The 11,296-nt window shown below is 56.8% G+C and carries 13 protein-coding genes; 7 read left to right on the top strand and 6 right to left on the bottom strand.

Annotation, left to right across the window (positions count from 1 at the left end):
• The first annotated feature begins 452 nt into the window (after positions 1-452).
• The 4 genes from ACR0EO_RS12725 to ACR0EO_RS12710 are packed head-to-tail and all read left to right on the top strand — an operon-like array spanning position 453 to position 3,950.
• Positions 453-1,103 carry a histidine phosphatase family protein gene (locus tag ACR0EO_RS12725; protein WP_480690431.1) on the top strand — a complete coding sequence of 217 codons (651 nt, stop codon included), beginning with the start codon at positions 453-455 and terminating at the stop codon, positions 1,101-1,103.
• A 16-nt stretch (positions 1,104-1,119) separates the two neighbouring features.
• Entirely contained in the window at positions 1,120-1,734 is a 615-nt protein-coding gene (locus ACR0EO_RS12720; RefSeq protein WP_480690429.1) for a glutathione S-transferase family protein, read from the top strand.
• Positions 1,735-1,748: 14 nt separating this feature from the next.
• Positions 1,749-2,804, top strand: coding sequence for a saccharopine dehydrogenase (locus tag ACR0EO_RS12715; protein ID WP_480690427.1), 1,056 nt, complete (start codon positions 1,749-1,751; stop codon positions 2,802-2,804).
• Between the two features lie 3 nt (positions 2,805-2,807).
• Positions 2,808-3,950, top strand: coding sequence for a saccharopine dehydrogenase family protein (locus tag ACR0EO_RS12710; RefSeq protein ID WP_480690425.1), 1,143 nt, complete (start codon positions 2,808-2,810; stop codon positions 3,948-3,950).
• A gap of 96 nt (positions 3,951-4,046) precedes the next feature.
• On the opposite strand, the gene ACR0EO_RS12705 is transcribed toward ACR0EO_RS12710, so the two are convergent.
• From ACR0EO_RS12705 to ACR0EO_RS12690, 4 genes are all read right to left on the bottom strand, one after another.
• The gene (locus ACR0EO_RS12705; RefSeq protein WP_480690423.1) at positions 4,047-4,247 is read right to left on the bottom strand and encodes a DUF1127 domain-containing protein; all 201 of its coding nucleotides are present in this window, start codon (positions 4,245-4,247) and stop codon (positions 4,047-4,049) included.
• A 41-nt stretch (positions 4,248-4,288) separates the two neighbouring features.
• Entirely contained in the window at positions 4,289-4,525 is a 237-nt protein-coding gene (locus ACR0EO_RS12700; RefSeq protein ID WP_480690421.1) for a DUF1127 domain-containing protein, read from the bottom strand.
• A gap of 491 nt (positions 4,526-5,016) precedes the next feature.
• Positions 5,017-5,334 carry a DUF3775 domain-containing protein gene (locus ACR0EO_RS12695; RefSeq protein WP_480690419.1) on the bottom strand — a complete coding sequence of 106 codons (318 nt, stop codon included), beginning with the start codon at positions 5,332-5,334 and terminating at the stop codon, positions 5,017-5,019.
• An 88-nt stretch (positions 5,335-5,422) separates the two neighbouring features.
• Positions 5,423-6,196 (bottom strand): DUF1365 domain-containing protein, encoded by a 774-nt coding sequence (locus ACR0EO_RS12690; protein WP_480690417.1) that lies wholly within the window; start codon positions 6,194-6,196, stop codon positions 5,423-5,425.
• 146 nt (positions 6,197-6,342) lie between these two features.
• On the opposite strand from ACR0EO_RS12690, the gene ACR0EO_RS12685 reads away from it, so the two are divergent.
• The 3 genes from ACR0EO_RS12685 to ACR0EO_RS12675 are packed head-to-tail and all read left to right on the top strand — an operon-like array spanning position 6,343 to position 8,119.
• Entirely contained in the window at positions 6,343-6,999 is a 657-nt protein-coding gene (locus tag ACR0EO_RS12685) for a sigma-70 family RNA polymerase sigma factor (protein WP_480690415.1), read from the top strand.
• Between the two features lie 10 nt (positions 7,000-7,009).
• Positions 7,010-7,660 carry a ChrR family anti-sigma-E factor gene (locus ACR0EO_RS12680; RefSeq protein WP_480690413.1) on the top strand — a complete coding sequence of 217 codons (651 nt, stop codon included), beginning with the start codon at positions 7,010-7,012 and terminating at the stop codon, positions 7,658-7,660.
• A gap of 54 nt (positions 7,661-7,714) precedes the next feature.
• Positions 7,715-8,119, top strand: a complete 405-nt coding sequence (locus tag ACR0EO_RS12675; RefSeq protein ID WP_480690411.1) for a hypothetical protein — start codon at positions 7,715-7,717, stop codon at positions 8,117-8,119.
• 3 nt (positions 8,120-8,122) lie between these two features.
• Here ACR0EO_RS12675 and ACR0EO_RS12670 read toward each other — a convergent pair whose 3' ends face one another.
• Positions 8,123-9,352, bottom strand: coding sequence for a DNA recombination protein RmuC (locus tag ACR0EO_RS12670; RefSeq protein ID WP_480690409.1), 1,230 nt, complete (start codon positions 9,350-9,352; stop codon positions 8,123-8,125).
• A gap of 52 nt (positions 9,353-9,404) precedes the next feature.
• Positions 9,405-11,267, bottom strand: a complete 1,863-nt coding sequence (mutL, locus tag ACR0EO_RS12665) for a DNA mismatch repair endonuclease MutL (protein WP_480690407.1) — start codon at positions 11,265-11,267, stop codon at positions 9,405-9,407.
• Positions 11,268-11,296: the final 29 nt, after the last annotated feature.

Genomic DNA, 11,296 nt, shown 5'->3' with positions numbered 1-11,296 from the left:
CCAAAGGATACTGAACAGGCATCTCCCAACCAGCAAAATCAACCATCTTGCCACCCAACTCAACATGCAAGTCATACAAAGGAGTGCGTTTAATATCGGTCATGTGAGAGACCTTTCCTAAGCCGTTGTCAAAGAATGCCCCACTTTTCCGCCTGACACCAAAGCCTTTTGCCGCCCAGCTTCCCACGACTTTATCGTAAGTCAACAGGCTTGGAACTTTGATCTGCATCAGGGTTGGCAAATTGCGGTGTAGTAAAACGTATACACCGGCATGCCGCATTCGTGTTTCTGATAGGAAACTTTTTTCCCTTACGCAACACCTAATTTTTTGGATTACCCCAAGCTCAATCGGGCGCAAAACCTAAGCTGCTGACATTTTTGCAGGAAGCCCACCGAACGCCTCTGGTCCCTGCCCGCAACCTGCCCTAAGACTCCGCCCGAAGGGGACTGCCATGTCACACATTACATTGGTTCGCCACGGCCAGGCCAACACCGAAGCGCGTGACGAAGAGAGTTACGACAAGCTTAGTGATCTGGGCCACCAGCAAGCACGCTGGCTGGGGGCGCACCTGCAATTTACACGGACCACCTATACCCGCGTTTACTGCGGCACACTGACCCGGCATGTCGAAACCGCTGCCAGCATGGGCCTGCCTGAGCCGATCCGTGATCCCCGTTTGAATGAGATCGAATACTTCACAATAGCCAAACTGTTCGAAGAGCAGCACGGTGTAGTGGTTCCGACAGATCGCGAAGGTTTTGTTGAACACCTGCCCCGCACGTTTGCCGCGTGGGCCAAAGGTGAAATCAAGGATACGCCCGAAACGTTCGACGAGTTCGAAGCACGCGTGTCCGGAGCGCTGAACGATATCGGAACCGAAGGCGGGCCCGCGATTGTTGTGACTTCGGGTGGGTTGATCTCGATGGTCGTGCGACAGGCCATGGGGTTGGATATCCCATCTATGGCACGTGTGGCTCTTGCTATCATGAATACGTCGATGCATCGTTTGCACCCAATCGGACCCCAGCTGAGTCCGGTTCTGTTCAACGCCGTTCCCCACCTTGAAGCCCCAGAACGGCAATACGCCCAGACCCACCTGTAAACCCGGAGGCCTTCTGATGCAGCTTTACTTTGCCCCCAATACGATCTCTGTCGCTGTCGCAATCACCTTGGAAGAAGCGGGCATAGACTACGAGGCCATCCAACTGGACTTTGCCGGGGGCGAGCAGACAAAATCTGCTTACAAGCAGATCAACCCTAAGGGACGCGTACCCGCGCTGGTGGTTGACGGCGGCATTCTGACCGAGACAGGGGCTTTACTCGAATACATCGCTGCCAAAGCGCCAGAAGCCGAACTTGTGCCACAAGATCCGATCATGGCTGCCCGGATGCGCGAAGTGATGTTCTACTTGGCTTCGACCATGCATGTGAACCACGCGCATAAGATGCGCGGGCATCGCTGGGCAGATAAGAAATCCAGCTGGAAGGATATGAAGGACAAGGTTGCACAGACGATGACTACGTCGTGTGAGTATATCTCGTCCAACGGACTGCGTGGACCGTTTGTTCTGGGCGAGACGTTCTCGCTGGCAGATACCTATCTGTATACGGTCTGCAGCTGGCTGGAAGGTGACGGCGTAGACGTTTCAGCCTTTCCCAAGATTCTCGCCTTCCGTAAGGCGATGGAGGCTCGGCCTTCGGTTCAGGCGGTACGCGCCGCCGGAATGCTCTGACAAAAGGAAATACGATGACACATCTCTGGGTCCGGGCAGAACAGCGCCCGAACGAGGAACGGGTCGGGCTGACCCCCGAAGGTGCTGCCGCCCTGATCTCCGCGGGCATCCGCGTGACGGTTGAAGAAAGCTCGGTCCGCGCCATTCCGATTGATGGCTACAAGGACGCAGGTTGCGAGATTGCGGCCGAAAACTCCTGGCCCGAGGCCCCGCTGGACGCGATTATCTTTGGCCTGAAAGAACTGCCCGAGGACGGCACGCCCCTGCCCCACCGCCACATCATGTTCGGCCACGCCTACAAGGGCCAGCATTCCGGTCGCGCGTTGTTGGAGCGGTTCAAGACTGGCGGCGGTACGCTTTATGATCTGGAATACCTGGTCGAGGAAAATGGCCGACGGGTTGCGGCCTTTGGCTATTGGGCTGGATACGCGGGCGCAGCCGTGACGCTCAAAACATGGGCCGCGCAGCAACACGGTCAGGAATGTCCTCCGGTTGGTGTCTATTCCAGCAAGGACGCGCTAAATGCCGAACTGCTGGCCGAACTGAACGCCACCGGCGCAGACCGCCCTCGCGCCATCGTCATCGGTGCCTTGGGCCGCGTCGGAACCGGTGCTGCGGACCTGTGCGAAGCGATGGGCGTCAGCGTCACAAAATGGGACATGGCCGAAACCGCAAGCGGTGGGCCGTTCCCGGAAATCCTCGACCACGACCTGTTCCTGAACTGCATTTTCGCGCGCCCAGGCACACCGGTTTTTGTTCCGCAAGAGGCACTGACCGCCCCACGCAACCTGACCGCCATCGGTGACGTGGCCTGCGACCCGGACAGCGATTACAACCCGGTCCCTGTCTATGACCGCGCCACCACGTGGGACTCCCCCGCTCTTCGCGTGGCTACCGATCCGGTTATGGACGTGATGGCCATCGACAACCTGCCATCGATGCTGCCGGTCGAGAGCTCTGAAGACTACGCCGCACAACTCCTGCCGTCTTTGCTGACTTTGACTGATCTGGACAGCGGCGTCTGGGGTCGGGCAGAAGCAACCTACAAAACACATATCGAAGGGATCTGAACGATGACGATTCACTGGTGTGGCACCGGCCTGTCGGCCATCCCCGGCCTGCGCCGCCTAATCGAAGGCGGACACAAGGTCACCGTCTGGAACCGGACGATAGAAAAGGCCAAGGCCGAGGTCGGAGATATGACCGACGACATTCGCGCCTTTGACATCGACGCTTTGGGCGCGGTGCTGGAAAAAGGCGACGTGATCGTTTCCATGCTGCCAGGCGACTGGCACGTACCGCTGGCAGAACTGGCGATCTCGAAAGAGGCGAACTTCGTCTCGTCGTCCTACATCGCGCCCGAGATGCGCGCACTGGACGACAAAGCTCGCGAGGCCGGAGTGGCGCTGGTCAACGAGGTTGGTCTGGACCCGGGCATCGACCACCTGATGGCGCATGCTCTGGTCGCGGACTACCGCGCCTCAGACGTGTTCGACGCGCAAAACCACCTGAGCTTTATCTCTTATTGCGGCGGCATCCCGAAGAACCCGAACCCGTTCCGCTACAAATTCAGCTGGTCGCCGCTTGGTGTGCTTAAGGCGTTGCGGTCACCGTCGAAATCGATCCGCGACTATGCCCCGCTGGACGTCGCCCGCCCTTGGGATGCGATCACCAGCTATATCGCTCCGCTGCCGACACCAGAAAGCTTCGAGGTTTATCCGAACCGTGACTCGATCCCTTTCATGGAAGAGTACCAGTTCGAGGAACACTGGCCGGTCAAGGAATTCGTTCGCGGCACATTGCGCCTGAACGGCTGGGCAGACGCATGGTCTGACGTGTTCACAGAGATCGAGACCCTCTCGGGCCCAGAAGGTGATGCGCGTCTTAAGGAAATGTCAGACCAATTCTGGGCGGAAAATGCCTATGACGAGGGCGAGCCCGACCGCGTGGTTCTGTGCGTCGGTCTAAAAGCCGAAAAAGACGGTATCCCGGTCTGGAACAAAACCTACGTCATGGACGCCTGGGGAGACGCGCGAGGCACCGCTATGGCGCGTCTGGTTTCGGTTCCAGTTTCTTTGGCGGTCGAAGCGGTTCTGAACCGCGCCATCCCCGCCGGTGTCCACGCTGCGCCCAGCGATCCAAAGCTGGTGCAAGGCTGGATGAATGAGATCGACACTCTGGCTCAGCATCTACAGGTGGATGACCACCTGAAGTGAAACGGGCGTCGCTTTTTTATGACGGCTAAAGAAACAAAAAAGCCATTCCGAAAGTTCGGAATGGCTTTTTCTTGATCTGAGAACAGGGGCGATCTGTCAGATGTAGCGTTCGATGACATTGTCGATATCGCTGCGATTGATGCCCAGCTCGGCCAGTTCATGATCAGAAAGCATGTTCAACTCTTGTGCGGCGCGAACGATATCTGAACTGACCGCCTGCACCCGCATCGCCCGATCGAATAACAACACCGACTTGGCATCAATTCGCGTGGCGGGGTTCGCTTTTGAATCCAGCATTCTCTCCTCCTCTTTCATCTCTGACCGAGCGTGACTGTCCATCACTGCGCGTGGCGGTGATAGGGCTGTTGGTGATAGACGCTTTGGTAGGCGCGTTCCCGAATTTCGCTGCGCGGAATTCCAATGTCGTCCAGCTGCCGGTCAGTTAGCTTTTCCAGCGACCGCACGGTCTTGGCAAAGATCCCACGGCGGAAATGCTCAACGCGCGCTTCAGCGTAGTTAGAGAACATTCCGAAGAAGAGCCCCTTCTGCGGGCTTACTGTTTGTGCGTAGGCCATGATTTCCTCCTTTAACTCTGAATTGCATTTGCCGTTGCAAAACAGACTAAAGACGTCGGGATTAACCTTGCCGGAGGGAAGTATTAACTCTTCTTAATCTACCCAGACCAACCGCTCAGGGCCTTCAGTTGAGATTGAGGCACGCCTGCTCAACAGAGTTGCGGCGCAGATTCGGGGGTAAAGAAATGCGCGAGAACCCGTGTCGCGTTATCACCCTCGGGGCCTGCCTATTGGAGAGGCTGGATGTACTTTTTGGCAAAAACGCAATCGAGCACTTTGCTCGCTAAGGTGAAACCCTCAGCAGCCTCCTAAGGACCGCCGAAAGCCAGACTGCACGTCTCAATGTTGCTGTCCAATAACCACAAGCAGGGCGTTAGCGATTACAGCACACCGGATTTACGATTCAGACAGTCCACGAAAAGGTCAGTTTGCACTGAAACGAATTCTTCGCGCGCTGAAAACGGTGCCCGCAACTGTCACGGGCACTGCGTTTACATCAGGTCGTTTTCCACATCCTCAGCCGAGATACCCAAGGCATCCAAACCGTTTTCAAGGTGATCTGACAAATGCGGCGTACCGATCAAGTAGTCGGCACATGGGGTCGAGGCCTCGTTTTTGGCGGTTGCGATCGCCTCAGCCAGATCTTCCGCAAAAAAGCTCTCTCGTCCGATCCACATGACGGCGACCAATTCGGCCTGCTCATCTTCGCCCATACGGTCGATAAATGCGCGCAGTTCGCCCTCGGCCCGGTTCAGCTCACGCCCCATCATGGCGACCTGAGCAATTTTTCTTGCCGAGATTTCCAACATGTCCCAACTCCTCGTGTTCGCGGTTTCAACCTTACAACAAACATTCAACGCAGGATGAGTCTTTGATCTTAAACAAACGAGCCGCGCTTCAAGGTTCACGAACGCGGGAAACTGGGTGATCCGGAACCGGCGCTGCGCGGAAGGGGCGGAACCGGGCTTTTTTCATCCAGAGCTTGAAAGCCTGCCATAGGATAAGAGTAAAGGCCCTGCGCGCTCCGAATGGGCGACGCACCAAAGACCAAAGGATCGCGCGATTGGTCAGAGGTGCGCGCGAGCCAGTCAACGTAGCGATCAACCCGCCATCTTCGCGACCGTAGTCGATCCAAACACCGATACGATCTGCCCTGTAATCGAACCGAAAGGTGTATGATCCCTCGATCTTCTGGAAGGGCGAGACATGCATCAACTTGTCTGCAACAATGCGGTCCGACGCCGTGATCGGTGAATAATTCGGATTGTGGCACAAATAGCTGTGGCGCGTTCCATAGGTATTCGTGACCTCTGCCACCACAGCATAAAGTTGGTCCGTTTCATCAAAACAAAACCAAAAGCTGACTGGATTGAACACATGTCCCAATACACGAGGTTGGGTCAGCAGGGTCATGTGATCAGGTTGAGCAACCCCCATTTCATCGAATTGCTCTCGCAACCAAGCTGCACCTCTGCCATGCCCGGGTTCACCTCCGTGATCGCGATCACGCCAGTTGAATAGGTTGGCCTTTTTTGCCGAAAACAGCATAGGCGACGTGAGATCACCTTCCGGATTCAAGAGAATGTAGTCGATGGAATAACGGAAAGCGTTTCGGATAGCCCCCTTCCGCCCGTGAAAGGTGTGTCCGGCGATATGATCGACCCTGTTCACGCAGTTTTCTCCGATCTGCATTTAAACCGTTCAAACAACTTTCTTTTCCTCATGTGCTTGTATCAGAAGATACGAAAAATCGCGCTGCTCGGATCAAAAATTGCCATAATAGTGATCCGTCTTGGGCCACAGCGCGTAATGTGGTTATGTTTACCGAGATCGATACCGTGACCTTGGATGAACCGGTGGCCGAACGGCCAGCAAAAGAACCTTGGCGCGCGAAGAAACGCATTAGGGGCAAACCGGTGAACAAAGCGGGTGACAGTTGTGACACCAGAACTGAGTGGGTCAGCCACATCAGGCGAATACGAGATGACAAGGATCAATCGGCTTTTGCCGAGCTGTTCCAGCATTTCGCGCCGAGGGTCAAGGCGTTCCTGATTAAATCAGGGTCAGACGCTGCGTTGGCCGAAGAGTGCGCCCAAGAAGTGATGGCAACGCTCTGGCACAAGTCGCATCTGTTTGATCCATCTCGTGCAACTGTTGCGACTTGGGTTTTCACGATCGCGAGGAACAAGCGTATTGATGTCCTGCGCAAACAGCGACGCCCCGAACCCGAGGATTTGGGATGGGGTCCTGAGGCTGAACCAGAACAGGACGATGTCCTTGCGCTACAACAGGAAACCGCGCAGCTGCGCAACGCAATCTCAGCGTTGCCTGAGGCGCAAAGAGAACTGATCGAAAAGGCGTACTTCGGTGACCTAAGTCATCGTGAAATAGCGTCTCAGACCGGGTTACCTCTGGGAACGATCAAATCACGGATAAGGTTGGCGCTGGACCGCTTGCGCCACGCGATGAATTGAGATGATGCAGATGAGCAACGAAATCAAACACCACCTGACAGACGACTTACTGATGGCGTATGCGGCAGGAAATCTTCCCGAGGCATTCGACCTCTTGGTCGCGACACACTTGTCCCTGTGTGACCATTGTCGGGCAAGGGCCGAAAGCTTTGACGCCGTGGGCGGGTGCGTTCTTCAGAATCAGGAAGTGTCTGCAAGCATGAGCGATGGATCATTGGCTGCGACGATGGCCCTAATCGCTCAGGGTGCGCCAATCGCAAAACCAGCCCGTCCGGGGTGTTCGGTTTTGCCAACCCCGCTTCAGGATTACGTTGGCGGCGACGTCAATGATATCAAATGGCGTTCAATTGGCATGGGTGTGAAGCAGGCAATCTTGCCAACCACTCGCGATGCAACCGCGCGTCTTTTGTTTATTCCGGCGGGTGCTGCTGTTCCCGACCATAGCCATAATGGCATGGAATTAACAATGGTACTGCAGGGCGCCTTTTCGGACGAAGTTGATCGGTTTGCCCGTGGCGACGTTGAGATCGCGGACGAAGACCTGCATCACACGCCAACCGCCGATATCGGCGAAGACTGCATCTGCCTGGCTGTTACTGACGCTCCACTGAAGTTCAACAAGCTGATGCCGCGCTTGTTCCAGCCCTTTCTACGTATCTAAGGTATCTGGACGTTTCGTGGTACACTGACCCGGCATTTCGTTAGGGAGGAAAACATGAAATTCCGTCTTATCCTGTGTGTATTATTCACGTGCCTTGCCAGCGCCGTCTGGGCGCAGCGAGTCGCCGATGTGAAGTTCGAGCCGGGCAATTTCGGCACGATGGTCAGCGGCACCCTAACCGGCGATGAATACTTCGATTACATGCTGGGCGCGAAAGCCGGTCAGGAAATGTTCGCCGAGCTTCAGGTCAGTGACACCAATGGCAACGGCGTAATTTACTTCAACATCCTCCCACCCGACAGCGACGGGGCGGCGATTTACAACGGATCGATTGATGGAAATACCGCTCGGATCGAGCTCCCAGAAGACGGAGACTACACCATCCGGGTCTACCTGATGGGCAATGATCGGGATACCGGCAAGACGGTCGGCTACAATCTGGACCTGTCGATCCAATAGAGCCTAACCTTCCGATTTCCCCAAAGGCACTACGTTTGTGTGATCGTCGGGGGCCAGTTCTTCGAAGTCGAAATTGTCCAGCCGTTGGGCCCGCCGCCCAGCCTTTTCTGCACTGATCTTGATTTCCGAGATGTCCTTGGCGGCCTGACCAAAATGGCGGTCAAGGTTCGAGACGCGATCCCCCAACCTCTCGACGTCCTTGTGCAGCATGCCCAGCTCTTTACGGATCGCGCCGGCCTGTTCCCGCATACGCGCGTCTTTTAGGATTGCGCGCATCGTGTTCAGCGTCGCCATGCATGTTGTGGGTGAAACGATCCAAACGCGTTTGCTGAAGCTCTCCTGCACCAACTCGGGGAACTTGGCGTGCAGCTCGGCATAGACGGCCTCGGACGGCAGGAACATCAGCGCGCCATCAGCGGTCTCGCCGTCCAGAATGTACTTCTCTGCTATATCATTGATGTGCTTGCGCACCGTGCTGCGGAACATTTGCACCGCGGCTTTCATTTCCATGTCATTGGTTGACCCGATGAGCGCCTCATAGGCTTCTAGTGGGAATTTGCTGTCGATTACGATCGGACCGGGAGGGTTCGGCAAGTTGATCAGACAATCCGCCCGACGCCCATTCGACAAAGTCGCTTGCAGTTGGAAACTGTCCGAAGGCAGCGCCTTAGACACGATATCGTTTAGCTGAATCTCTCCGAATGCGCCGCGTGTTTGTTTGTTCGACAGGATATCCTGCAGCGACAGCACATCGCCCGACAGCTTGGTGATATTGTCCTGCGCCTTGTCGATAGCGGCCAGACGCTCCTGCAACTGCGTCAGAGAAGTCGCGGTCTGTTTCGACGATCCATGGAGCGATTCCTTCATCCGCTCCTGCATCTCAGCCAAGGCGCGCGCGGACTTCATCGCATTATCCGCCAAACGGTCGTTCATCTGCTGTTGGACTGAAGACAAGCGCGATTCAACCGTCTGGATCACCTGTACCTGCGCATTGGCCTGCGTGTCCGAGACATGCTGCAAGCCGCCGCGCAGCTGCTCTTGTCCCTGCCCCAACTGCTGCACATGTTGGCCCAAGTGCGCCATCTGACGGGCCAAAGGCTCTGCCATACGAGCTGATCGCTGCGCCGCCCGCATAGACAGAACCAGCAGCAACACGATCAGCGTCACCACCCCACCCACAGTCAAAATCACGGGGTCGTTCAATGCATATTGGGTACCAGCAATCTCGATCATGTTGCCTCAGATGTTCTTGTTTTATTCTTCATAGCCCGACCGAGCCACGGGATCAACTGCGGCCGAACAAACGCTCGATATCACTCAGCTTCAGTTCCACGTAAGTGGGTCGTCCGTGGTTGCACTGTCCAGAATGGGGTGTTGCTTCCATCTCGCGTAGCAGGGCGTTCATTTCCTCGGCCCGCATCCGGCGGCCAGATCGGATCGAACCATGACAGGCCACACGGCTGAGGATCGCTTCGATCCGCGCCTGTACTGTCTGGCTTTCACCCTGGTCGGCCAGTTCATCCAAGATATCCAGTAACATCGCTCGAGCATCGACCTCACCCAGAATGGCCGGGGTCTCGCGTACAGCGATTGCTCCGCCACCAAAAGGCTCCAAAGTCAGACCAACGCGCGAGAGGTCGTCTGCCACCGACATCAAGCGCGCGCAGTCACCTTCCGAAAGCTCTACGATTTCCGGAATCAACAGCGCCTGCGCGGCGACGCCGTTTTCAGCCATCTGCGTTTTCAGCTTTTCGTAGACCAACCGTTCATGCGCGGCGTGTTGGTCAACGATGACCATGCCATCGGCAGTCTGGGCGATGATGTAGTTCTCATGCACCTGCCCACGCGCGGCCCCCAAGGGCAGGTCCTTTACGGGCGGCTCTTCGGCGGCTGTCGGGGTTGCTGTGGGCGTGGGCTCAACAACGCTGCCGCTGTAGTCGCGGGACAGTTCGGCAAAGCCCGGCGCCTGCGCTTGGTAGGCCACCTGCCGTGCGGCGGGAGATGGCCGGTCCATCTGGTATACGCGCGCCGGCCCGAGTTGGGCCGGTTCCGGCCGCATTGCGCCCAAGGTCGCGTTCGCTACGGTAGTCGAAGCCCTGTGTCCAGCTTCGGCCAGCGCGTGCCGCAGTGCCGAAATAATCAGTCCGCGCGCCACACCCGGATCGCGGAACCTAACCTCGGATTTTGCAGGATGAACGTTTACGTCCACCAAAGTTGGATCGCAGTCGATGAAAAGCGCAGCGGCTGGATGACGATCCCGGCTGAGAAAGTCGAAATATGCGGCGCGCAGGGCACCGGTCAGCATTTTATCCCGCACCGGTCTTCCGTTGACGAAAAGGTATTGCGCTACGGCCGCACCACGGGAATAGGTCGGTAGCGCAGCGTAGCCATAGAGGCGAATACCCTCGCGCGTGGCATCTATCTGCAGGGCATTCTCAGCAAACTCACGCCCGATAACCCGGGCCAGGCGCGCATGCAGCGCATCAAAAAGATCTCCGTTTTCGCGATCAGCTCGGAAGGTTACACGTCCCTCGCCGCCACCTGAGACGTCGCGCAGGGTGAACGTAACAGCGGGTTCTGCCATGGCCAGTCGCTTGACTGTGTCCGAAATCGCCTGCGCTTCAGCCCGGTCCGTGCGCATGAATTTAAGCCGTGCGGGCGTGGCGAAGAACAGGTCGCGTAACTCGACCACCGTTCCAGCACGTAAGGCGGCAGGCTTCACCGCCTCCATTTTACCGCCGGCCACATGTACCTGCGCGGCGTCTGCTCCTGGCACCCGGCTTGTGATGGTTAACCGCCCGACTGCGCCCAGCGAGGGCAACGCCTCACCCCGAAACCCGAAAGTGTGAATATTCAGCAGATCCGAACCATCAATCTTTGATGTCGCGTGGCGTGAAAGGGCCAAGGGAAGATCGCCAGCAGAAATCCCACATCCATCGTCGGTGACGCGAATCAGCGTCTTGCCCCCATCGGCGATATCAATCGCAATCCGGGTCGACCCGGCATCAATGGCATTTTCCACCAGTTCTTTCACGGCTGATGCCGGGCGTTCTACGACCTCGCCTGCTGCGATGCGGTTAATCGCAGCATCGTCAAGTTGCCGAATTACGGGCCGGTTTTCGCTGATATTGGGGTTTGCCTGCGCCATACTACCAGACTTAGCACAGGCGCGCGCGA

The organism is Ruegeria sp. BE9, assembly GCF_056538765.1.
The sequence above is the reverse complement of the archived record's forward strand: the minus strand, read 5'-3'. Positions and strand labels throughout refer to the sequence as shown.